22 protein-coding genes and 3 pseudogenes are annotated in these 22,467 nt (G+C 47.7%); 17 read left to right on the forward strand and 8 right to left on the reverse strand.

Annotated features, from left to right (window positions below; genetic code table 11):
- Nucleotides 1–4: 4 nt before the first annotated feature.
- From ACFQI7_RS10155 to ACFQI7_RS10170, 4 genes are all read right to left on the reverse strand, one after another.
- On the reverse strand, nt 5–1,078 hold the full coding sequence (locus ACFQI7_RS10155; RefSeq protein WP_218099365.1) for a bifunctional lytic transglycosylase/C40 family peptidase: 1,074 nt from the start codon (nt 1,076–1,078) through the stop codon (nt 5–7).
- Nucleotides 1,078–3,000 (reverse strand): VirB4 family type IV secretion system protein, encoded by a 1,923-nt coding sequence (locus tag ACFQI7_RS10160; protein ID WP_218099364.1) that lies wholly within the window; start codon nt 2,998–3,000, stop codon nt 1,078–1,080. The genes ACFQI7_RS10155 and ACFQI7_RS10160 overlap by 1 nt, the downstream gene beginning before the upstream one ends.
- Nucleotides 3,001–3,135: 135 nt before the next feature.
- Nucleotides 3,136–4,155 carry a hypothetical protein gene (locus ACFQI7_RS10165; protein ID WP_218099363.1) on the reverse strand — a complete coding sequence of 340 codons (1,020 nt, stop codon included), beginning with the start codon at nt 4,153–4,155 and terminating at the stop codon, nt 3,136–3,138.
- 34 nt (nt 4,156–4,189) lie between these two features.
- A complete protein-coding gene (locus ACFQI7_RS10170) occupies nt 4,190–4,459 on the reverse strand; it encodes a hypothetical protein (RefSeq protein ID WP_218099362.1) in 270 nt (89 codons plus the stop codon).
- Between the two features lie 273 nt (nt 4,460–4,732).
- On the opposite strand from ACFQI7_RS10170, the gene ACFQI7_RS10175 reads away from it, so the two are divergent.
- The 4 genes from ACFQI7_RS10175 (at nt 4,733) to ACFQI7_RS10190 (ending at nt 9,117) form a co-directional block, all read left to right on the forward strand.
- A complete protein-coding gene (locus ACFQI7_RS10175) occupies nt 4,733–6,562 on the forward strand; it encodes a VirD4-like conjugal transfer protein, CD1115 family (protein WP_218099361.1) in 1,830 nt (609 codons plus the stop codon).
- Nucleotides 6,563–6,566: 4 nt separating this feature from the next.
- On the forward strand, nt 6,567–8,159 hold the full coding sequence (locus ACFQI7_RS10180) for a type VII secretion protein EssB/YukC (protein ID WP_218099360.1): 1,593 nt from the start codon (nt 6,567–6,569) through the stop codon (nt 8,157–8,159).
- A gap of 62 nt (nt 8,160–8,221) precedes the next feature.
- A complete protein-coding gene (locus ACFQI7_RS10185; RefSeq protein WP_218099359.1) occupies nt 8,222–8,452 on the forward strand; it encodes an antitoxin VbhA family protein in 231 nt (76 codons plus the stop codon).
- On the forward strand, nt 8,452–9,117 hold the full coding sequence (locus ACFQI7_RS10190; RefSeq protein ID WP_218099358.1) for a Fic/DOC family protein: 666 nt from the start codon (nt 8,452–8,454) through the stop codon (nt 9,115–9,117). Before ACFQI7_RS10185 ends, ACFQI7_RS10190 begins: the two co-directional genes overlap by 1 nt.
- A 484-nt stretch (nt 9,118–9,601) precedes the next feature.
- On the opposite strand, the gene ACFQI7_RS10195 is transcribed toward ACFQI7_RS10190, so the two are convergent.
- On the reverse strand, nt 9,602–10,120 hold the full coding sequence (locus ACFQI7_RS10195; RefSeq protein ID WP_218099357.1) for a DUF3231 family protein: 519 nt from the start codon (nt 10,118–10,120) through the stop codon (nt 9,602–9,604).
- Nucleotides 10,121–10,880: 760 nt separating this feature from the next.
- Here ACFQI7_RS10195 and ACFQI7_RS10200 point away from each other — a divergent pair.
- The 7 genes and pseudogenes from ACFQI7_RS10200 to ACFQI7_RS10230 form a co-directional block, all read left to right on the forward strand.
- Entirely contained in the window at nt 10,881–12,251 is a 1,371-nt protein-coding gene (locus ACFQI7_RS10200; RefSeq protein ID WP_218099356.1) for a flavin monoamine oxidase family protein, read from the forward strand.
- 99 nt (nt 12,252–12,350) lie between these two features.
- Nucleotides 12,351–12,584, forward strand: a pseudogene (locus ACFQI7_RS10205) (potassium transporter TrkG); the annotation flags it as partial.
- A 21-nt stretch (nt 12,585–12,605) separates the two neighbouring features.
- Nucleotides 12,606–12,929, forward strand: a pseudogene (locus ACFQI7_RS10210) (YnfA family protein).
- Between the two features lie 68 nt (nt 12,930–12,997).
- Nucleotides 12,998–13,696, forward strand: coding sequence for a glycerophosphodiester phosphodiesterase (locus ACFQI7_RS10215; protein ID WP_230414998.1), 699 nt, complete (start codon nt 12,998–13,000; stop codon nt 13,694–13,696).
- Nucleotides 13,697–13,771: 75 nt separating this feature from the next.
- Complete coding sequence (locus ACFQI7_RS10220) at nt 13,772–14,110, forward strand: hypothetical protein (protein WP_218099353.1); 339 nt, start codon at nt 13,772–13,774, stop codon at nt 14,108–14,110.
- A gap of 340 nt (nt 14,111–14,450) precedes the next feature.
- Nucleotides 14,451–15,419 (forward strand): DUF1835 domain-containing protein, encoded by a 969-nt coding sequence (locus ACFQI7_RS10225; RefSeq protein WP_230414990.1) that lies wholly within the window; start codon nt 14,451–14,453, stop codon nt 15,417–15,419.
- A 184-nt stretch (nt 15,420–15,603) separates the two neighbouring features.
- A pseudogene (locus ACFQI7_RS10230) lies at nt 15,604–15,849 on the forward strand (transposase); the annotation flags it as partial.
- Between the two features lie 147 nt (nt 15,850–15,996).
- Here the strand turns inward: ACFQI7_RS10230 and arsC are convergent.
- From arsC to ACFQI7_RS10245, 3 genes are read right to left on the reverse strand one after another with little or no spacing between them, the layout of a single operon-like run.
- Nucleotides 15,997–16,425 carry an arsenate reductase (thioredoxin) gene (gene arsC, locus ACFQI7_RS10235; protein ID WP_218099352.1) on the reverse strand — a complete coding sequence of 143 codons (429 nt, stop codon included), beginning with the start codon at nt 16,423–16,425 and terminating at the stop codon, nt 15,997–15,999.
- Nucleotides 16,426–16,445: 20 nt separating this feature from the next.
- Entirely contained in the window at nt 16,446–17,501 is a 1,056-nt protein-coding gene (gene arsB, locus ACFQI7_RS10240) for an ACR3 family arsenite efflux transporter (protein WP_377516778.1), read from the reverse strand.
- A gap of 14 nt (nt 17,502–17,515) precedes the next feature.
- Complete coding sequence (locus ACFQI7_RS10245; RefSeq protein ID WP_218099397.1) at nt 17,516–17,839, reverse strand: ArsR/SmtB family transcription factor; 324 nt, start codon at nt 17,837–17,839, stop codon at nt 17,516–17,518.
- Nucleotides 17,840–18,017: 178 nt separating this feature from the next.
- On the opposite strand from ACFQI7_RS10245, the gene ACFQI7_RS10250 reads away from it, so the two are divergent.
- From ACFQI7_RS10250 to ACFQI7_RS10275, 6 genes are all read left to right on the forward strand, one after another.
- Nucleotides 18,018–18,467, forward strand: coding sequence for a MarR family winged helix-turn-helix transcriptional regulator (locus ACFQI7_RS10250; RefSeq protein WP_218099350.1), 450 nt, complete (start codon nt 18,018–18,020; stop codon nt 18,465–18,467).
- Between the two features lie 55 nt (nt 18,468–18,522).
- Nucleotides 18,523–19,587, forward strand: coding sequence for a flavin-containing monooxygenase (locus tag ACFQI7_RS10255; protein ID WP_218099349.1), 1,065 nt, complete (start codon nt 18,523–18,525; stop codon nt 19,585–19,587).
- Nucleotides 19,588–19,813: 226 nt separating this feature from the next.
- A complete protein-coding gene (locus ACFQI7_RS10260; RefSeq protein ID WP_218099348.1) occupies nt 19,814–20,608 on the forward strand; it encodes an arsenite methyltransferase in 795 nt (264 codons plus the stop codon).
- 227 nt (nt 20,609–20,835) lie between these two features.
- Nucleotides 20,836–21,309 carry a MerR family transcriptional regulator gene (locus ACFQI7_RS10265; protein WP_218099347.1) on the forward strand — a complete coding sequence of 158 codons (474 nt, stop codon included), beginning with the start codon at nt 20,836–20,838 and terminating at the stop codon, nt 21,307–21,309.
- Nucleotides 21,290–21,724: a hypothetical protein gene (locus ACFQI7_RS10270; protein WP_218099346.1), complete on the forward strand. Its 435-nt coding sequence runs from the start codon at nt 21,290–21,292 to the stop codon at nt 21,722–21,724. The genes ACFQI7_RS10265 and ACFQI7_RS10270 overlap by 20 nt, the downstream gene beginning before the upstream one ends.
- A gap of 247 nt (nt 21,725–21,971) precedes the next feature.
- Entirely contained in the window at nt 21,972–22,388 is a 417-nt protein-coding gene (locus ACFQI7_RS10275) for an HIT family protein (protein WP_218099345.1), read from the forward strand.
- The last annotated feature ends 79 nt before the right edge of the window (nt 22,389–22,467 follow it).

Raw genomic sequence — 22,467 nt, forward strand, 5'->3', positions numbered from 1 at the left:
CCTCCTATCTGCGAACGATCCGCCCGTAGCCGTACAAATGCTTCCTCCAGTAACCTGATGTGAATGTATCGACGTTGACTCCGGAGCTGCTCGACTGAATCATTCTTCCGCCGCCGATATACATGCCGACATGGGTGACCGCTGTACCGGAATCGTAGGTGCCCGTAAAGAAGACGAGATCTCCGGGCAACAGTTCTGCGGCCTTGATCCGAGCGGTTGCATTGTATTGGTCCTGCGCTACCCGGGGGAGGTTGATGCCGGCGGCATGCTTGAAATTCCACTGCATGAGCGAAGAACAGTCGAAGCCTTCCTGCGGCGAATTGCCTCCGAAGTTGTAGGGAAGGCCGAGAAAGCCGCGCATACTTTGGTAGACCGCGTTGAAGTCGAATATTTGTCCTCCGGCCGCCGCGACGGCATAAGGATCCATGCCGCCGAGATTTCGCATCACCTTGTCGACATATGTGTAGTCGCCGTAACAGGCGTTCACTTTGGCGCGGAAATCGTCCGGATCGGGGCAGCCGTAGGAATGCTGCTGGGCAAATTTCAGCGCCAAATCTTTCGTATATTTGCCGCCGTTGCGCTTCACGTAATCGACAAAGCCGGACCCGAAGTTGTATGCCTGCAGGGCGGTGAACAGATCGCCGTCCGCTTGCTTCATGACGATGGAGAAGTTCTCCACCCCGGCGCGAATGGAATATTCGGGGTCGGTGATACAATTCGGCTGTTTGCAATATTTGCGGTTGGCGGGACTTTCGGACGCCTGCATCGGATCAAGACCGGCTCCGCCGCTTTCCTGCTGCATAATGGCCAAAATGATCTGAATATAACCCGTGACTCCGAATTCCTCTGCATATCGGGTGACGAGCGGTTCGTAACGAAGCACCTCCTTGCTCACATTGGCCATACCCGGAGGAAATTCGCCGTTCTGTCCGCCGTTTCCTACATCCGATACCGATCCGCCGAAGATGAGGATAAATACCATCATTACAAAGATGCAAATGCCGAACACCATATAAGCGATCGGCTTCCGGAAGTGCCAAAGCTTGGATAAAACAAGATACAGCGTGCCGGGATCCATCAGCCGAACACTTCCTCGCGCTTCAATCCGTAAAGCGGCTGCTCATCGGGATCTTCCCCGTACTTTTGACGGTACCAGCGGCTATCCCACAGCCGCAGCTCTTCCTGCGTCAGCTCCACTTGAATGTGCACCTTTTTGGAGCCCACGACATAGATGCCTTTGCCCGCGTTTTTGTGCTTCTCCGCATCCTCTACGACGAGGAGCCGCTGCTCCGCTTCGGAGAACTTCTCCGACGTTTTGTTCATAATATCCTGAATTTCCTGGGCGGTCATGGGCAAATACAGCTTCGTTACCGAGTTCAAAATAACGGCTTCACCGTGGTTCCGGGAGCCGTCGACGGCTGACAGGAAATCGCCTACCTGCTGGGTGGCGGAGGTGACGCCTCCCTGGAACGAGCGGATCAATTTGTACATCGAGCTGAGGAATTCCATGGCCGTCGGATTTTTCGGATCGGCGAGAATGTGCGCCTCATCGACGTAAATTTGTTTGATTTTCGTCCGGTCCATCGTGGCGTCATCGGTCAGGAACGTCAATATATTGTACATCGCCACCTGCCTGAGATCCGATTCCGACCTCAGGTCGTAAATATCGAAATTAATCAGGTCGTTCGACAAATCGACATTCGTATGGCCATTGAACGCCTTCGAATAGGAGCCCTCGACATACGGATACAGTACCTGATAAAAGCCGTTCAGCGATTCGTATGTCTTGTCCGTTGTCATCAGCTGGCGGATCGTCTCGTACAGATCGCTCATGATGGGGAAGTCCATACGGCTCAGCCGGGAGAAATCAGTGGACCATTCGATCCCTTTTCTTAGGTATGTTTCGACAATTGCTTTCTCCAGCAGCGCGAGCTCGACCTGTTGATTGACAAGTGATTTATACATCAAAGTAAACATCGTTTTTAGCCGCGCGATTTTTTGATGCAGCAGCGAGACGGCTACCGGCTTCCCTTCCTCGTCCAGCATGATGGACGAGTTCATAATTTCAAACGGGTTGATGATGTCGTCGGATGTGGGGGAGATCTTCACCCAAATGCCCCCGAGACGCTCGAATTTCCGACCGAATTCCGCTTTCGGATCGATGGTCCGGATGATCGTGCCCTGGATCCACCTTCGCATCATGTCCCCCCAGATATATGTTGATTTCCCTCCGCCCGAGGTGGCGATCACGACTTCATTCCGGTTGATCAGCTGATCGTGGTCGACGACGACAACCGAATTGGTCTTCAGGTTTTTACCCTTGACAACGCCGCGATCTGCGAAGATCTCCGCTTCGTCGAACGGGAACAGGCTCGACAGCGCCTCTCCGTCAAAGTTGCGGTACGTCATCTCCGGCAGATCGTTAGACCGGATCGGCAGGGAGGAAGTGAACGCGTCCAGCATCCGGGTATTCGGAATGATCGCCTTCAGATTGCGTCCGCATTTCGCTTTGACGGTGCTCGTGAGCCGCTCCAATTCCTTCAGTGACCGCGCCTGCAGCATAATGTACATATGCTGGTCAAAAATCTTTTGATTCCGTCCCGAGGTCAAATTGTCCAGAAGCACTTCCGCGTCCTCAAGCTCCTTCTGCAGACGGATGGCATCCTTCGGCTGAATTTTCGGCTCGTTGATCCGTGCTTTCAGCTCGATAATCGCCCGGTTCAAGGAGGTAATCATCCCTTCCGACGAGCGTGGAACGATGTGATGCGATAGCGTTATGTTGCCGCTCGTCTCGTGCAGGACCGACAGCCAGTTGATGAGGACATCGTTCGCATAGTGCGCAACCGCAAGCACCCTGACATAATTGCGTCCGAGCCGAATATGGTCAAGCTCCTCCTGAATGCTGTCCGGGGCAAGCATATCCAGAAAAGCCGAGTTGTCGTCTATAAGATGCTCTAGACGGGGCTCGGTATCGCGCTGATTCTTTTTCCTTCCGAACATGGTGTTCACCTCTTAAGAGTTTTTGCGTGAGCAAAAACTGGCATCGAAAGCATCCGCTGAGTTTTTACGTGAGCAAAAACTGGCATCGAAAGCATCCGCTGAGTTTTCATGCCGGCCGCAAAAGTCACTACCTCTTTAAAATTCGTTCGCGAGCCGTTCCCGCTCCTCGATCCGTTTGACAGCCGACACCAAGTTGCGCCGCCCGATCAAATATTCCATCTCCGTTTCATCGGTCACCGTATGGAGCTGGGCATTCTCGTAATCGTAAAAAATTTGCAGCGCTTTTTTCAACTCTTCGTTCGTCAGCTCCACCGCATCTAGCCTATGGCGGAACAGCATGTCTTCCAGCCTCTCAATATAGTGGTCGCGCCTTACGCGAAGACGGATCATCGCCTGCTCAAGGGAGCCTTCTTTTCCAGGCTCGTATTTCTCGTCGAACACAAGGAACCGATTCCTCCGGATCATCTCACGGTTTTGTTGGATGCTTTGCGCGTAATCGATGTAGGAGCTGAGCAAAATTTTTTTATGCACATTCTGAGTCGTGCTTCGCTTTCGTCGCAGTTCCTCAATGTACCGGCTCATATTGATCGGCTCCGATACCCGCAAAATTTGGACCGGATCTTCCAGATTGTTAAGCAACTGCTCATAGCCCTCCATCACCTGGATTTGCTCGTTCAGCGACATCAAGCTCAGATTGACGGCAGAAACCGAGATAATTTTGACGAGCCGATGATCGTCCGTTTCAATCGTTTCGCTGAAAACTCGGCGGATCGGGATAAGGTCCTGAGCACTGAGCTTATGAGCATCGGACGGCTTCTTTTTAGCCACGGCGGTTCCTTCCTCCTTCCGGAGCGCTTTTTTCATGAACAAAAACGTCCGCTGACGGCGGCCAAACGCCACCTTCCACTGGAAAAACCGGAATGCCCTTATATTCGGACGCTCTTTGATCGGGCGAATAAATACGGCAACGGCCGTCAATACGACAGGCAGCAAACCTATGATCAGCTTTATCTCCAACAGTCCGTTCATGAGCCAGACTACAGCGATGCAGAAGATCACGGACGGGGTGAGGATGAATACGTCGACCAGCGTAATGAACTTCCATATGTGAAACGTGCTGTCCACTTGGTTAGGAATCTTATACCGTCTTTCCATCTCCGATCACCACCTCTGACAACAGCTCTGCGGGCTAATTGATGTTAAACTTCAGCCATCCGACGATGACGCGCGATAGCAGCAGGACGATGGTGACGCCGCAAACATAGAACAGACTGGATTTGAATTTGGCCTTGGAGTGGTCGTCATGAGACATGTAAGCGGCCAGGACGAGGCCGATAATGGACAGAACGGCTATCGGAATCGCCAGATTGAGAAATCCGGTTACTACTTTTTTGTCAAGAAACTCCGTTATTGTTTGAAAAGGATCTTCTGCAAGCGTCATGGACCTGAATGCCTTCATACCCCGGTTACCCTCCCCGCACTTCGTTCTTGGTTATTTTTCCATTGTCAACTTTATTACTTTATCCTAAGGCCAGAGGGGGTACAATCGGACGATATTTCCATATTCATCCTACGTATGTACCGTATTGTGGAAGCTGTTCCTGAACATGGGACCATACGGTTACAAAAATGCCACTTTTGTTCGATAAAACGCACGACTTTGGAGTAGTAAAATAAAGAAACCCATGGTTATTTTTGTAATTGTCAGGTTTTGGTGCAGTGGAGGTGTTTCATGCAGCAGGAGACTCGAAAACGTATGGCCGGATCGATTTTGCTCGGATTGACGGTGGCTGTGGCTGCGGAATGGATCGTTATTACGGCGCTGGCTTCCATGTCGAAACCTGCCGAAGAACGTGACTTTGAGCGAATCACACAGTCGGTATGGCATCCTTTGGAGCTGCTGAAGGAGGCACGGCTGCACCCTTCTTTCTGGGAAAGCCAATGGCTTCCCCTCTGCTTGTGGCTGCTGGCTGCCCTTGCCGTCTTTATCCGCTTCGGAAAAGTCAAGACGTTCCAGGAGGCCTCACGATACGGAGCATACGGAACCGCCAAATGGGCGGAGACCGGGGAAGTGTTCAACGACCGGACGTTCGTCAGGAAAACGTGGAACAAACGTTTTTCCGCAGCGGCGGATAAGCCCCAGCATGCCGGGAAACATCCGAACCTGAATAATCCGGGCGGGCTCCTCTTCGGCATGCTGCAAGGCAAGCCGCTCATTTTGCCGGAGGAAACGACGATTCCGAACCGAAATGTGTTCGGTGTCGGGGGCCCGGGTTCCGGCAAAACGCAATCGTACATTTTGACGAACATCATTCACGAACGGAATCGTTCCATTGTCGTGACGGATCCTAAAGGCGAGATCTATGAAAGCACGGCGGCGGTCAAACGGGAACAGGGCTATGAAGTCCGGTTGGTCAATTTCAAGGAAATGGATGTCAGCGACCGCTATAATCCGATCGACTACATTGAGCGGGAAACGGATGCCGAGCAAATCGCCACCGCTTTGTTTCTCAACTCGCAAAGCGGAGACAAAAAAATGGATTTTTGGGGTAAAGCCGAGATCGCATTGCTCACCACGCTGCTTCTCTATGTGAAATACGAATGCGGGCCGGCGGCGAATATGGACATGGTCCGGTACATTTTGACCACGTATGGCCGGACGCCCGAGGACATGGACCTGTTTTTCGGCAGCTTGGAATCGGATCATCCGGCCAGTATGGCCTATCAGGTCGTCCGAATGGCGGAAGACAAAGTCCGCTCCAGCATCTTTATCTCGCTCGCCGTGACGTTGTCGAAATGGAACTCGAAGTCGGTACAGGCGTTCACCGCGGTGTCCGATTTTAAACTGGATGACATTGGGGACCGGAAGATGATCGTTTATGTCATCCTGCCTGTAGCGGATTCGACTTGGGAGATGTTGACATCGAACTTTTTTACGCAGCTGTTTCAGCAGCTATACCGTCTTGCCGACCGTCATTTCAACCGGCTTCCGAGACCGGTCAACATCATGCTGGACGAATTTCCGAATATCGGGAAAATCCCGAATTACGAGGAGCTGCTTGCCACCTGCCGGTCGTATGGCATTTCGTGCAGCACGATCGTCCAGTCGGTCGGTCAGCTCATTGACAAATATTCGAAGGAAAAGGCGGAAGCGATCATCGGCAACCATTCGCTCCGTTTTCTGCTCGGCGCCGGCGATCACTTGACGGCCAAAACGTTCTCCGAGCTGCTCGGAGATACGACGATTCAGACGGATTCCCGGTCCGTCACGAAAAGTCGCAAGTCCGACGGATCCGACTCTTCGTCGCAAAGCTATACCAAGCGGCCCTTGATGACGCCCGACGAAATCATGCGCATGCCCAGGGAGGAAGGACTGCTGCTTGTATCGGGGATGAATCCGATCCGGATACGGAAAGCGTTCCAGTTTGAGTTTTTCCGTGGCGTTCTTCACGACCGGGACAGCCGGCTTCGCTATTTGGAGGTTTCGGGGCGGAGCCGGCAGCCATACATCCCCCCGTATGCAAGAATTGCTATCGACTACGAAGAAACGACAGGGAAGTGAAGGAATGGCGAGGCATATCGATTTTAACGGCGGGACCTTTATCTTTACAAAGGATGTGATCAAATTCCGGCTGCCTCGAAAGGTGACGCTGGCCGAGTCGCCGGAGCAGTTGGATGCGCTGAAGGAGCTGACCGGCGATTATACGTTTCCACTGAAACAAGTGGAATTCGAGGACGCCTCCCGCCAAGATTATGTATTCTATTACGGCATTGAAGAAGGCTATAGGCCGTTTGAAAAGGTACGGACAAACCCATTGGATTCGAAGCTGCACATCGTGGAATCGTTGATCTGTCTCGGTGAATATACGGAGGAGCTTTACCGTACACAGGGACTGACGATTATTCTGGAGCCGGTCAATCTGTATGTGGACTCGTTACATCGAGTAAAGGCTGCGTTCACAGGGATCGATACGATATTGCCCTCATCAGGGTTTCATGACGACGATATTCTCGAGCAGGTGAAGCGGCTCATTCTGATGCTGTTTAGCAGCGTTCCTTTTCAATCGATGAAAAGCAGAGGGATCGGCACAGCCAGAGACAAGCCGGCTCCAGGCGCGCAGGAGTTTCTGATGACGATATTGCGCTGCAAATCGTTCGAGGATTTGCGGCTTGCGGCGGCACATCAGCGGGACCACATGGATCTGGTCGAGAAGGAAATGGCGGCCATGAAAAAAGAACGAATCCGCACCGGTTTGGGGGAATACCGGAAATGGATATGGATGGGTGCCTCGTTCTTCGTGGTGGTGATGGTCGGCTTGATGCTATTCATTTATTCAGCGGGATTTAACAGCGGGAAATCGGCCGCTCATGCCGCAGCATTGGCCGGGGCGGAGCCCGAGCCCGAACCCATCGTGAGGGAGGACGTGCTGAAGGCGCTTCGTCTCGGAGCCGGCGGCAAGTATAGGGAAGCGATCCTCCTCTTCCAGAAGATCGATCCGAAGGAATTGAAGGATGACGACAAATATGCTTATGCCACCGCCCTATGGAAACGAGGAGCGGGCTTGATGGCACTTGACGTGTATCCGGATAAGGAGATTATTGACCTCGTCGTACAGGATTTCGTCGACAAGAAAAACACGCTTGCGATCAAGCAGATCAAGCTGGACGCCCCGGTCGTCAAGTTTGAGAAGGCTGTCATTGACGGTAACGCCAAAACGATTATAGAGCAGCGCAAAGCGTTCGAGCTGGACAAACGGCGGAGCAAGATCGTAGCCGAAGCGTTCATGAAGGAAAATAATCTGGATGAGGCCGGCAACTACGCGCTGAAGAGCGGCGACGACAAGCTTGTGGCGCAGGTACGGTTTGCCAAAGCGGTCGCTGCCAAGGATGCGAAAAAGATCATCGAGCAAAAAGATTTGTTCCCGCTCAAGCCAGGGGATCAAGCCAACGTCGCCATGGCTTACGCCGACCTTGGCGATACGGCGAACGGTTGGAATTACGCGCAAAAGAGCGGAGACATAAAGGCAATGATCTATGTCAAGAAAGCCGTCGTCGGGGAGCTTTACGTCAATACATCGCTGAGCTATATGGAGCGCGATGCCCAGATCGAGAAGCTGAAAATCGAGATTACAGAGCTGGAAGCCAAGCTTCCGAAATAATGACGGACAACTGACACCGACACTTCGTCGTTGTAACAGTTGCAATAAGGAGGAATAAATCGATGAGCAATCACTTTGAAGAGATGGAGAAAAAACGTCTTCAGCAGAAAAAGCAGCAAAAGCGGGACAAAGAAGCCGAAGCCGCGCGCGCGGTCGGCAATGCGAAAGCAAGCCTGGAGATGGATGGAATGGAGGTTTCGCCCGAAACCGAGGATATCATGATGCGGTTTGCCAGAGGAGAGCTGACGGAACGGGAAGTGCTGGAATTGATTAAACCGAGGAAGACGGACTGATGGCGGCCGAATTCCGAGACCCGTATCTGTTCGAGGACATCGACGTAATGCGCAACAAGTTCGGCATTCGGGACCAAGCGCAGCTTCACAAAGCGGAAGTAGACCATACGATGCTCCGTCTCATACAGCTTGAACTCAAGCCGATTCCCGGAGATTTCGACGCCAAGCATTTGCAGGTGATTCATAAGCATATTTTCCAGGACGTGTATGACTGGGCGGGCGAATACCGAACGGTCGATATGTCGAAATATTACGATAATCTGGGCAGAAATATGACCTACTGGCACCATCAGGATATCGGTGACGCCTTGGGGCAAGTATCCGACAGATTGAAGCAAGAGGGCTATTTGAAAGATGCACCGAACAGCGAGGCGTTCGTGCAGCGGGCGTCCCGCTATATGGCGGCGATCAATCAGGTGCACCCGTTCCGGGAAGGGAACGGCCGCTCGCAGCGTGAGTTTATCCGAACGCTTGCCTTGAACGCAGGCTACCGGCTTGACTGGTCTCGCGTACCGGAACGGCAGCTCACTAACGTGAGAGCGAAATCCCTTATCGATCACGGAGAGGACTTGGCTCCGGTCATGAAACAGTGCATCTCCAATTCTAAGCCTGATCCACAGTTGGCCAGGTCGCTGCCGACGCCCGGGAAGACGATGGAGAGGTAAATCGATGCGTCGCCGAAAAAGGCGATGCATTTTTTTAATACTTGAACGCAGGAATGATATCTAGCGTATCTAAGGAAACTGCTAATAGGGCTATGAAGAAGCCAAACAAAAGTATTTCGTGTATCCGGTGCTTATCAACTATTTTGGCCCACTGCGAAAGTTTACTAAATAACTCACGAGCTTTTTGGACAACTTCATAAGAATGGTAGGAAGCTAGCACATAATAACCTCCTTGATGTATATCCTTAACGATTATGCCCGCATAAAAACAAATTAAACACGGATAGGTAATCGATATATAACCGCTAGCAAAGTATTAAATTGAATTAATGGACCGGTTTGAATATTGAAATACATTATGGCCCCAAAAGGGACCATAACGTAAAATTAATAGGCTTTTATACCGTTGGATATGAATGTATATTCATGAATATTATGTAACTAAAAAGAAGAGGTTGCCCTCTCCTTATCGCACCATTTTGAGTTACACTTCTACAAGTTCTGGTCTTTTAATCTGAAGGGGTGGAGGAACCAACCAGCCTTTCTCCTTGCTCACCTTCAAGATTTTCAAACCAATTGCAGCTTTTGTTACATGGTACTTAGCGAATAAAGCTCCGATGTCTTCACGTGTTGCCTTACCCATAATTTGACTACAAGCGATCAAACTTAGGGAAGTATCAGCACCAACCATAGCGGCAATTTCTTGATCAGAGAACTTTACACCATCAGGAATATCTTCTAATTTAGTTTCTGGTCTTTCAGGTAAAGCAGGGGAAGGCACGATACCATTATTTATTAAAATAGTATCACACTCACTTATTTCAAGCTCAGCCTGGTTAATGATGTCGTCAAGTATTTTCTTGAGATCTTTATCTTCAGCATGATAATGGTATGCTCGGGTTGCAGAAAGACAACCTTTTCCCGTCATTGAAAACTGCCATAAATCGTAGATTTCCCCGTAATGTAATGGTTCATCTTTTTGGTTACCAGAAAAGATACCCATTAGTCGCACTCCTATAATTTAGTTTTTTAACGCGGTTGTTAAAATTCCCTGTGAGTATAAATATATTCAACAAAATTTTAATCTTCGGGATTAGCTGCGAATATCAAAAAGTGACGATCAGCTTTGAATATTAAGATACCTCAGACCTATTTACTCTTAATCTTATATTTAATGAATCCAGCAACAGACTTTAAAGCGAAAAAAATAGCCATAGTAACCCCAATTAATAAATAGGAGTTTTGTATAACAGAAATCAAATGGAAAACGATGTTCATTTTACACCTCTGATTATTGATGATTTTAAAGTATAGCCAGCTATTAGGCATTTTAATCAAACAATGGATAGAGGTATCGCATTTATGAAATTAGCGATAATCGGTGCTACTGGGCACACCAATTATGTATTCGGTGGGCTGCGCGCGCCGGATGTCCGACGACACATTAAGATCCCCGTAATAAATTGGGGATTTTTCATCTCAAAGTACTATACCTTCCCGCCGCGAAACTGGATGCGGTATTGACTCGGAAGCAGGCCGGTCACGTTTTTGAATATCCGGGGAAATTGCGCTGCGGACCATGTGTATGAAGTTGACGGTTCCCAATCAACGGCGGAAAGTTGAAAACTCCATAAGCTCCTGCAGCTCCTCTATTGTTTTATTGAAGCAAAGGACAGCATAGGATAATAAGAAGTGCCTATGAACTAAAGGATTATAAACACGCATGATGTATATAAAAGTAATATTTGGAGGAATCGGACTTTATGGTGATAGGTCGTTTTCCTGAGCGTATTGTAGTTATTGGGGCAGGGATGGCGGGGTTGGTATGCACTTTGGAGCTTATGAAACAAGGATATAACGTGCGTCTATTAGAGGCAAATAGTCAACCGGGCGGTCGCATATACACAATGCGGGATCAATTTGCCGACGGAATGTTTTGTGAAATGGGGGCTGCCTTCATTGGAGCGCATCATTTTCTCACATTGAGTTATGCTCAGCAAGTCGGGGTTCAATTAATAAATTTACCAGTCCCCAATAGAAGTTTGTCATATATCAATGGGAGATTAATAATAGATTCTCCGGATGAACCTGCACTATGGCCTGTTTCACTTACAGCCGAGGAAAGAATTTTAGGATATGCGGGAATGTTGGAAAAGTATCTTAAGCCGGGGCTTAAAGCGACGGGTAATCCTTTTTTGCCGGGCTGGCCCACAAAACAAGCGGTACAGCTCGATTCAATGACAATGGAAGAATATCTTAAAGGTCAAGGAGCATCTTCGGGTGCGATTAAGCTGTTTGAAATTGGATATATGCAGATGTTAGGTGATGGTATTCGCAAAGTATCTGCATTACAGCGACTGCTTGACCTAAAAATGACCAGTTCCGAAAGAAGTACACAGACTATAGTAGGTGGAATGGATCAATTACCGAAAAAGCTTGCCCTAACAATTGGCTCTAATATCAGTTATGGATGTGCTGTGACGCATATTGAACATAGTAATAAAGGAATAACTATCCAATTTAATAATTCTGGCGAAGTTTTCACTATATGCTGTGATCGGGTCATTGTGGCCATTCCCTCTACAGTCCTGCGTACAATTCATTTTTCTCCGCCACTTAGCAAAGAAAAAAATGATGTCATTCAAAATCAACTTTCTACTTCTGTTACGCGTACCGTCATACAAAGCCGAACTAGATTCTGGCACAACTTAAGTTCCTTTACTACAGTAAATACAGATCTGAAAATTGGATGGTTGCTTGATGCTACCTTCACTCAAACGGCATCAAGGAGGGGGTTAATTTGTTCGTACTCCTCCGGTGAATCGGCGCGAGAAATATCTAGAGCTGGTAATTTTAATTCAGCTGTATCAGAAATCAAACAGGTGCTTCCTGAATTGTCGTATAATTATGAAGGTGGGACGGTCTTTTCTTGGGATCATAATCCTTACTCCCGAGGTGCGTATGCTTGGTATAAGCCGAAACAGATGATTCGAATGCTCCCAACACTGTCTGCCGAACAAGGTAGAATTTACTTTGCTGGCGATAATACAAGTCTTTTTCCCGGTTGGATTGAAGGTGCGATCTCTTCTGCGTTACGAACAGTAAATCAAATTATTGCCAGTAACGGCATATAGTACGGTGATGTATGTGAACAATCAACATCTGCAGACCGCCAATAACGTATTCATTCAAGGCATTGAGTACACAGAGATCCCCGTTTCCGATTTGGAGCACTTCGTCAGACGACTCAATTTTTTATGATCATCATGATGTTTATCGGCGCCGCGCAGGGTTCTTCCGGGGGAGGGATCAAAGTAATCTCCTTTGCTATCCTGATCGGAGCCTTGATAGCCATGGTGCGCGGCAAAAAAAACATTGTCATGTTCGAACGTCGCATCGCCAGTGATCGGATTTACAGCGATCACCTTCAGCGAAATAATTCAGGAGAAATCGATATTACCTTGTAGGAAGCTATAGGAGCATGCATCATGCTGTTAGCCGCATTCATCTTTATGCTGGCCGGACTCGCTGAAATCGGCGGAGGCTATATGGTTTGAGTATGGTTGCGGAAATCCAGACCCTGGTGGTACGGGATTGCAGGCAGCCTAATACTCGTTTTATACGGCATCATTCCGACGCTACAAAGCTTACTTTTGTTCGGACGCGTCTATGCTGCAGCGGCGGCGTTTTTATCGTTCTTGCCGTTCTGTGGGGTGGCTTGTCGATAAGAAGACATCCGATCTATACGACTGGCTGGGCGTCGCTATTTGCATTGTAGCGTTTCTATCATGTTTTGGGCACCGCGGGGTTGAATTGAGGTTGCTTATCAAGAGAAGGCGAACTAATCTATTATCTGATAAAGGGGAAATCAGTTTTGAGTATGTTACTAATAGCTCACCGGGGTGGAACGGATTCATTCCCGGAATTAACGATCGATGCCGCACGTCACTCTTTGAATTCGGGCGCACATTACGTAGAATTGGATATTCGATTTGCAAAAGACGGAGTTCCGGTCATCAGTCACGACAACAACGCTTTAAAACTGTTTGGTAATCCTGCCCGCATAGCGGACCTGACGGCGGAGCAGTTTGTGTCTCTTCGATATGTATGCAAGGATCATTACCATCCGCATACTTTGGAGGATGTGCTCGTCAGCGGAATTGCTCCGATCTTGTTTCATGTGAAGGAGGGTGGCGACCGGCTTGTCCGTATCCTGGATATCATCCGCATCCATGGCTATGAGGATAAGGTGGTTATGGGCGTAACGACCAGCGGAGATGTTAGCGATGTCAAAGCTTTTAACGACAAGATCAAAGTCCTCGCTTTTGCGCCTTCGCGTAAACAGATAACGGAATTTATCGACACGGACGCGGACATCATCCGCCTGTGGGAGGAATGGCTGGACGAAGACTTGGTGAGACTGGTTCAAGCGAGCGGCAAGCAGGTTTGGGTTATGTCGGGTTCCTCCGCCAAAGGCACGGTCGGGTACACTACTTCCGACCATATTTTGTCGTGGAAACGAATGGGCGTCGACGGCATTCTGGTGGATAAAATCGAACAAGCGAAGCCCTTGCTGTAATGTGAAATAATTTAGTTGGATAACGGGATGGCAAACAATAGAACGGAGGACACGAGTGGGAGTTAACTTGTACCTTTGAGGATACCTTCCGGTTGGGTAATTCGTTACAACCATTTTCTGGAGCTACCAACAGAGGATTTCGTTGACGATTCATTTCCCTACTGGATGGACTTAAATGAGGATTTGTTACACTTGTCATGTGATTATAGAGGACGAATTATTGACTTAGGATGGTATCCATCGGGTAAAGCTGAAGGAAGATATACGGTAAAGGTAATTGCATCGGTAGATGATTCAGAACAGCAAAGTTCTAACTGGCAAAAGCCTATTATCGAATATAGTTCCCGTAGCATATCAGTTATTCAAGGTCAAATAAATGACCTTTTGAGTAAAGTAACAATTGGCCAATTATAGGAATTTGCAATTGTAGGAAAATAGGCAATATCAATGACCCCAATGCGGCGAATTTATGTAGGATATGGGTCATGATTTCAAGGCACCAAGGCAAGATGATAAGAAGCAATGGACAAAAGTAGAACTGTTATATGACAATGGGTTCATATATCATTCTTGCGGATGCAGCGGTGCAGGTTATCGGCCAGCAAAATTATCAGAAGTAGAAGAATTTATAAGCAGGAATAAAACATTTAAATCAGCCGGAGAGCTTTTCGAAAGCTGATCGGAGGCCGACAAACGACTATTTACCGAGCTTTCGTTGATTGGCTGAGGCGAATACGAAATAGGAGGAACGGATTTGAGAGATATTCTAGCAATCAAAAAGGCGACCGATAGCTTGGGAGAGGGAGAATTAAAGCCGTATCTGAGGCTTATTTTGGCGAAAATCAAGTTGATTAAGGAGCAGGAAGGAACGCTTGAAGCGGCGGTTACCGAACTGATTGAGCTGTATGACGAATTGATGGGACTCCAGGAAAAAAAGGCGGTCTGGTACCCTATGCCGGCCTGTACCCATGTCCATATCGTTGTGGGCGATTCCTTTGCGGGCAGTATGAAACTGGCACTAAAAGGACTCGGCTGGGCGGAAACGCACAAGCTGATAACGTTGCGGGAGAATTATCCCATTGGTCCGCTCGACGGTCTGGACTCGCCGGAAGGACGGAAGGCGCGGAGCAACTGGTTCCGCGACAATATCACAGAAGCATTCGAAGCTTATACTGAATTCGAAGAAGAATACAATGAGCTTCTTGATAAGCTGGAGCAAATTCCGGAACAGGCAGAAGTGATTGTCTGGACCTGTGGCAACGCATGGATGCGACACGCGATTTATCTGATGCGTAACAAACGTAATTCTATTTCGGTATGGGATGCTTGTGCAGTCTGTGAGGAGCTTTACAACCGCCCAGATGCCTTCATCAACCATAGGCACTCAGGAGAAATTCCTACGAAAAAGCTTCAAGAAGCACTTGTCCGCATAGACGGCAGCGGCAAGCTGTCTATTGCTGACTTTACACGAGTGAGACAAGAATGGCAGACAATCTCGGAGCAAACCGGAGTGCTGCGAATTTGGCAAGACAACGAAGTTCTTACAGTACCTGCTGATTATTATGATCAATACCTGATGGAGAAGTTGGACGACCTAAGGACCCACGTCGGCGATAACGGCTTCCTTAAATCAGCCCGTCTAATTGGGGAAGCGATTGGTTATTGTGAGCAATATATCGGGGATTCTTATTTTGAATACCGGCTGAGAGAGCTGATATCTTGAAATTAAGGGTGTACCTACCGCAATGCGATTTTACAGCATCAGACGCAAACGGCGCGCGGAAAGCGGACCGCCAGTCTGCCTTCTTATCGATGAGCCAACCTAAAACAGCGAGAATACTTCGCCATAAGACGGGTAGACTTTCCGAATTCTTGAACGAAATTTAGTAAATCATAGTCTCTGAAAAATGAGCAATTCCCTTAATACAGGGAGAACAAACGCCGCCATCGGCATAGACGTGTGCATTAAGGAATTGACGGTATGCAGTAACGGAATGGTGTTCAAGAACATCAACAGGTCTTCCGCTACGAGAAAGACGGAGAAACGTATGCGCCGGTTGCAGCGCAAGGTTTCCCGCAAATATGAAATGAACAAGGAGGGAAACCGTTTCGTCAAGACGCGCAACATAATAAAAGTCGAACAATCGATCCGTTGGCGTATTGCACAATGATCTAGTTCCTTCCAATATCGTGTTATGTAGATGGGGAAAGCTTTTTATTTACTGGTACACCATTTTTGAAATGAAAAACCTCACCATTCGTAGGGCTGATTCGGTGTTAGGAAAGCTTTTCCTGCAAATTTAACGACCTTCGACTAAAAACTTTTCAATTCGAGACTTTATTGCGTCCCGAACCGCTCGAAATTGACCGATAATTTCGTCCTCGGTGCCGATGACCTTGGCTGGATCATCGAAGCCCCAATGCCATTTCACAACGCTTTTATTCGAAATCACCGGACAATGTTCGTCTGCATGGCCACATAACGTAATCACATAGTCAGCCCGATTCAAAATCTCCGGATCGATGACATCCGATGTATGGCCGCTAATATCGATACCGGCTTCCTTCATCACCTGTACGGCACGGGGATTCAGCCCATGTGCCTCCAACCCGGCGCTTTTTACGTCGTAGCGATCATTACCGAGAGCCTTCAACCAGCCATCCGCCATTTGGCTACGGCAAGAGTTTCCCGTACAAAGGAAATAAACGAGTTTTTTGTTATCTGACATGGTGAGTCCTCCTGTTTATATTAAGCTGCTTGCTTTGAAAAATACTTCCGCTGAAATCGGAGAGCGACGTTGACTAAGGCAATCATCACGGGGACTTCCACAAGTGGACCGATGACGGCCGCAAATGCTGCGCCGGAATGAATACCAAATACCCCAACGGCAACGGCAATCGCCAGCTCGAAGTTATTCCCCGAGGCGGTAAATGCCAGTGTAGAAGTCACCGGATAACCAGCGCCGGCTTTTTTGCCCATGAAAAATGAAATCAAGAACATCACGACAAAGTAAATGAAGAGCGGAATCGCGATCCTCACGACATCTAAAGGCAATTGAATAATCATTTCGCCTTTCAGCGAGAACATGACGATGATCGTAAACAATAAAGCGATGAGTGTAATGGGACTGATTTTCGGAATAAAGACCGTTTCGTACCAGGACAGCCCTTTTGCTTTTACAAGCGAATAGCGAGTAATCATTCCGGCCACAAACGGTATCCCTAAATAAATAAACACGCTCTTGGCGACTTCGGACATCGTAATGTCAACAACGACGCCTTCCAACCCAAACCATCCCGGCAAAATCGTAACAAAGATATAGGTATAGACGGAGTAAAGTAAAACTTGAAAAATCGAGTTGAAAGCAACGAGTCCCGCCGCGTACTCGGCATCCCCTCTGCACAAATCGTTCCAAACGATGACCATTGCAATACAACGGGCTAAACCGATCATAATCAGGCCGACCATGTATTCCGGGTAGCCTTGGAGAAAAATAATGGCCAAGAAAAACATTAAGATCGGGCCAATGAGCCAGTTTTGAATCAATGAAATGGTTAACACCTTGCCATTTCGGAAAACACGGCCGATTTCTTCGTATCGTACCTTCGCCAGCGGCGGATACATCATTAAAATGAGACCAAGCGCAATCGGTATCGATGTGGTTCCAACTTGAAATTCATTCAAACCGGCGACAAAGTTAGGAAATACATAGCCTAGGCCAATCCCTAACGCCATCGCAACAAAAATCCATAACGTCAAATAGCGATCCAAAAAAGAGAGTCGCTTTTTCTCTTGCTTGCTCACTTGCTGTACCCCCCTTACTCGCATGTAACCGTCAGTCCTTGTTGCTCCAATTTCCGCAGTTCCTCGGATAGATCAGGCAAATGGGACAAAGCATAACCAATTTCCTCTAACCGTTTCTCATTGATCGAATAGAACACCCATTGCCCCTTTCGCGTTTCGTGGACCAATTCAGCCGTTTTAAGACGACTTACATGTTTAGAAATGGCTGGCTGGGAAATGTTAAAGATGGGAACCAGTTCACACACGCAGCAATCGCGAATGCGGAGCAAAGAAAGGATTTTCAGCCTTGTCGGATCGGCAAGAGCTTTCAGAATATCCGCTATCTTTTCAAATTCCATTGTCATGATTATCACCCCACACAAAAAACCATATAACCATATTGTTATTTGTATATAATAAAAAGTCAATACCGAAATTTTGTGCCCCCTCACAACCCGTTTTTCTGAGATACAGGCTAATTATATATTTGCAAATTGCAAGCAAATGGTGTATAACTGTTTCATGAGGTGAAGCACCGTGGAAAATGTACGTGAACTATTTCAAATCATGACTCGTCGCTTTGGCTTTCTGAATAAAAACTGTTGTTCTGCCGGTGGCTGCGACATCTCCTTAATTCAAAGCCATATCCTTTACGAAATTGATCGCCAGCATAAGCCTTCCATACAGCAAGTAGCAGAGGCATTAGGGACAGACATAACGACATTCAGCCGACAAGTCCAATCGTTAATCAAGATGGAATTAGTGAAGAAAACCCCCGATCCCGGCGACCGGAGGGTAAATCTGCTTTCCCTAACGACGGAAGGTAAATATGTTGCGGCGTCGATTGACCAGCAGATGAACGACTATTTAAACGAAATCTTTTCGCACATGAACGATTTTGAAAAAGATACCGTCATTCGCTCGATCAAGCTTTTGAATGAAGCGATGGCGAAATCGGGCCAATGCTGCTCAACCCCCTGTGGGTGATCTTTTTTTCTTAAATATTTGCAAATTGCAAATAATATTCATAGGGGGATTTTAGATGACACCGGTTTTAGATGCAATTGTCATCGGAGGCGGGCAAGCCGGTCTTGCTTCCGGATATTATTTGAAGAAGAACGGCCTGAAATTTTTGATCCTAGAAGCAGGCGGGCAGGCAACCGGTTCTTGGCCACATTATTACGATAGTTTAAAGCTGTTTTCGCCAGCGCGGTTGTCATCATTGCCAGGTATGAGGATACCCGGAGCTACAACATATTATCCATTGCGAAACGAAGTGATTCAATATCTAAAGGAGTATGCCCAGCGCTTTGACTTACCGATCCGGACGAACCAGAAAGTTATTGCCGTGGAGAAAAGCGAGAACGGTTTTTCGATCCGAACGGCAGCAGGAGACGATTATCAGACGCGAACGATCATTAATGCGACAGGCTCCTTTCATAATCCCTATACGCCGGACATAAGCAGAAGGGAAGTCTTTCAAGGGGAAGTCCTCCACTCTTCCGCGTATCGAAATCCGGATCGTTACCGGGGGCAACGAGTGGTGGTCGTCGGGCGCGGAAATTCTGCGGTTCAAATTGCGGTAGAGCTTGCCGACAGCAGCCATACATCGCTCGCCGTTCTTCGGCCCGTTCAGCTCATGAAACCAAAAGTGTTCGGGATTGATCTGCATTTTTGGATCAGAGCCTTTGGCTTGGACACCTTTCCATTCTGGCGATTTGGCAAAAAGCCCCCAAGTCCAAGTACCGTTGTCGATTTAAATGATTACAGAGAGAGATTAGAGGCTGGTAATCCGGATCAACGGGCCATGTTTACCTCTTTTTACTCCGATGGCCTTGTCTGGCCAGACGGAACGAAAGAACCAGTACAAACCGTCATCTTTGCGACAGGGTATCGTCCCGATCTGTCTTACCTTCAGCCCATCGGGGCACTTGAAGCCGAAGGGAAACCGTTACAGACAGCAGGAATCAGCCTTTCCGTTCCGGGACTGTATTATGTCGGCTTGGAAGGACAGCGTTCCTTTGCTTCCGCCACATTAAGGGGGGTGGGGCCGGACGCGAAATTCGTTGTTCGCAAGCTACGGCATTATGTGAAATATCACCTTTAGGGAGGCAAGTTCCCATGAACTTCAATTGGTTAGCCGCGGAATACCTTATGAAACAACAGCAGCTCGAAATAGAACGTTCCGCACGGGAAGCCTGGAAATGGAAAATGCCCAAGGAGTTGTCGAACCGGTTCCTTTGGAGACGGCAACTCACAATTGCAAACACAACAGCTTGTTGTACACCTAGCTGCTGCTGATTTTATAAAAAAACTTGAAGGAGCGATGATTCATGAATCAAGTAACGAACGATCAAATTCGCCAAAATGTACGCAGCCGGTATAAGGAAATCGCCTTGCAAGAAGTAGAGTCAGGTTCGTGCTGCTCGCCAGCTTCAAGCTGCTGCGGATCGGCCGATGACGTGTCTTCGCAGTTGGGCTATTCATCCGAAGAATTAACCGCTGTGCCGGAAGGTGCAAACCTTGGTCTCGGTTGCGGCAATCCGCAAGCCATTGCGGAGCTTAAACCGGGAGAATTGGTTTTGGACCTCGGCAGCGGCGGCGGTTTCGACTGTTTTCTGGCCTCCCGACAAGTCGGGGAAACCGGCCATGTGATCGGGGTCGATATGACGCCGGAAATGGTGAGTCGTGCCCGTAACAACGCCCTCAAAGGAGGGTTCACGAACACGGATTTTCGGCTAGGGGAAATCGAGCATTTACCGGTCCCGGATCAAACGGTAAATGTCATCATTTCCAACTGCGTCATCAATCTTTCGCCGGATAAACAGCAAGTGTTTCATGAAGCGTTCCGCGTTCTGCGCCCCGGTGGTCGTCTGGCCGTTTCCGATGTCGTGATGATGGCAGAACTTCCGGCAGAAATCAAAAACGACTTGGATGTTTTATATTCGGGGTGCATATCCGGTGCCTCGTCTGTTGACGAGCTGAAAGCGATGCTAACGAAAAGTGGATTTCAGGATGCAGTGGTCGAGCCGAAGGAGGAATCCAGAACGTTTATTAAAGATTGGGTTCCTGGGTCGAAGGTGGAGGACTACATTGCCTCTGCCGTGATCAAAGCAATCAAACGATAATGAATGCATAGAAAGCGTTCCGTCTTAGCATTAACGGAGAACGATAGTGAGGAGCTGCCGCAAGGCCAGCTCCTGTTTGATGTTATTAAATCAAAACATCCGTAATAACCCCCTTATGAACTGACAATACGGACGGGCAGATAGTTAAAAGGATTGCTTGAATACCGCGTGAAAAAATAGTGAAAATGTATTGACATTGGAGTTTACTCCATTGTTATTTTTAATGTATGGAAAAACAATATTCTATAAAAGAGGTTTCACGGATACTTGGTATCCCGAAGGATACGCTTCGTTACTATGACCGTATTGGAATCGTATCGCCGTCCCGGGAACACAATTCTTACCGCAGGTATTCTAAGAATGACCTCATCAATTTGATGAATATTCAAATCATGCAGTATGCGGACTTTTCTCTAGAAGAAATCAAAGGGAAGTTTCAGTTTCACAGAATGCAGAGTGTAGATTCTGCTTATTGCCAGGAGGTCGCTGAATTCCTTAATGCCAAAAAAGCAGAACCGCGCAAGAAAATTGCACATCTTGAAAAGGTCAGTCAGTTGCTAGACGTAGCAGTTGAAACGTTAAGGGACTTTAATCATGAAAGTGACCAGCGGCTGGCAGTGTTCGTTCGAGAGATTTACCGGGATCTACACAAGAAGGGTCCTGGAATAACTAAGGAGGATTGTGACGGACATCAAAATTAAGAATTATTATTATCTGATTGCTGGCGTTCTTGCGATACTGTTTGCTATTACGCACGCATGGAACGGGCAATCCGCTGTACTGCCGAAGCTCTTTGTGAATGATATAGCCATGGATACACGGATAATATTTAGGTATGTCTGGCACATTATCACTGCGGAGAATCTGGTCTTCGGCGTTGTATTCATTATCCTGTCATTTCAAAGCGAGCGATCGAAGATCCGGTCTGCTGCATGGATGATCGTGTTACTTCTGCTCGTTCGTCTGATGGTCATTCTTGGCGTAACGGCATTTTATGATGTTTCGGCACTTACGGATACGTTAATCGATTCGATTGCCATCCTAATCTATGTCGCTTTCATCATACTGGGCATAAAAAAAGAGTTCGGAGGTCAATCGCCACAATCCAGTAGGTAGGTTTGAAGAACTAACTGGGGGAGTGTATCACTGCCAGTGATCGCAATATGCTAACGTGAGAACGATAGCTCAATAACAACTAAAATGCGGCTACCGGCGTGGATCGGCAGCCGCGTTACATTATCATAAGAACAGGAGCAGGTGCCGTGGCGACCTGCTTCTTATCGTTGAAGTAACTGGCAGGATAGTTCTATGTCAATGTGGAATTTAATGGATATAGTTGATACAGAAAGGTGTAGTGCTGTCCATGGAATGCTTAGGATGTAGGATTGCTAACGGTATTGAACCAAATCTTAACATTGTATATGAAAATGACTTAGTTACTTGCGTGCTTGATATCGCACCTTTCAATGAGGGACATATTTTAATCCTTCCTAAAAAACATTATTTGGATATCGAAGAAATTGATTCGGAGATTGCCTATGCAATCATGGATGCTTCACAAAAACTTTCAAGAGTAATTAAGGATTCTTTTAAACCAGATGGCATAAGCATATGTCAAAATGGCGGTAAATTTAACGACCTAACCCATTACCATATGCATCTGATACCAAGATACGAAGGAGATGGCTTCTCATGGAGTGAACCGCTACATCCTCATGGTGCGGAAAAGCATTTAAATCAAACAAAAGAGAAGATGCTTAAGCACTCTTTGTTGCGATAGAAGAACAGTAACAACAGGGCAGTCTACGATAGTATGGAGCTGCCGTAAGGACAGCTCCTCTTTTATGTTCGTTGAAGTA

Origin of the sequence: Paenibacillus allorhizosphaerae, assembly GCF_042659105.1 — a bacterium.
In the GTDB taxonomy this organism is placed as follows: Bacteria; Bacillota; Bacilli; order Paenibacillales; family NBRC-103111; genus Paenibacillus_G; species Paenibacillus_G allorhizosphaerae.

Coding starts and splice junctions, on each gene's coding strand:
- arsC (WP_218099352.1), bottom strand. CDS start 16,425: ATGTCAGATAACAAAAAACTCGTTTATTTCCTTTGTACGGGAAACTCT.
- ACFQI7_RS10200 (WP_218099356.1), top strand. CDS start 10,881: ATGGTGATAGGTCGTTTTCCTGAGCGTATTGTAGTTATTGGGGCAGGG.
- ACFQI7_RS10180 (WP_218099360.1), top strand. CDS start 6,567: ATGGCGAGGCATATCGATTTTAACGGCGGGACCTTTATCTTTACAAAG.
- ACFQI7_RS10215 (WP_230414998.1), top strand. CDS start 12,998: ATGTTACTAATAGCTCACCGGGGTGGAACGGATTCATTCCCGGAATTA.
- ACFQI7_RS10275 (WP_218099345.1), top strand. CDS start 21,972: ATGGAATGCTTAGGATGTAGGATTGCTAACGGTATTGAACCAAATCTT.
- ACFQI7_RS10165 (WP_218099363.1), bottom strand. CDS start 4,155: ATGGAAAGACGGTATAAGATTCCTAACCAAGTGGACAGCACGTTTCAC.
- ACFQI7_RS10170 (WP_218099362.1), bottom strand. CDS start 4,459: ATGAAGGCATTCAGGTCCATGACGCTTGCAGAAGATCCTTTTCAAACA.
- ACFQI7_RS10155 (WP_218099365.1), bottom strand. CDS start 1,078: ATGGATCCCGGCACGCTGTATCTTGTTTTATCCAAGCTTTGGCACTTC.
- ACFQI7_RS10245 (WP_218099397.1), bottom strand. CDS start 17,839: ATGGAATTTGAAAAGATAGCGGATATTCTGAAAGCTCTTGCCGATCCG.
- ACFQI7_RS10185 (WP_218099359.1), top strand. CDS start 8,222: ATGAGCAATCACTTTGAAGAGATGGAGAAAAAACGTCTTCAGCAGAAA.
- ACFQI7_RS10265 (WP_218099347.1), top strand. CDS start 20,836: ATGGAAAAACAATATTCTATAAAAGAGGTTTCACGGATACTTGGTATC.
- ACFQI7_RS10160 (WP_218099364.1), bottom strand. CDS start 3,000: ATGTTCGGAAGGAAAAAGAATCAGCGCGATACCGAGCCCCGTCTAGAG.
- ACFQI7_RS10260 (WP_218099348.1), top strand. CDS start 19,814: ATGAATCAAGTAACGAACGATCAAATTCGCCAAAATGTACGCAGCCGG.
- ACFQI7_RS10175 (WP_218099361.1), top strand. CDS start 4,733: ATGCAGCAGGAGACTCGAAAACGTATGGCCGGATCGATTTTGCTCGGA.
- ACFQI7_RS10255 (WP_218099349.1), top strand. CDS start 18,523: ATGACACCGGTTTTAGATGCAATTGTCATCGGAGGCGGGCAAGCCGGT.
- ACFQI7_RS10190 (WP_218099358.1), top strand. CDS start 8,452: ATGGCGGCCGAATTCCGAGACCCGTATCTGTTCGAGGACATCGACGTA.
- ACFQI7_RS10195 (WP_218099357.1), bottom strand. CDS start 10,120: ATGGGTATCTTTTCTGGTAACCAAAAAGATGAACCATTACATTACGGG.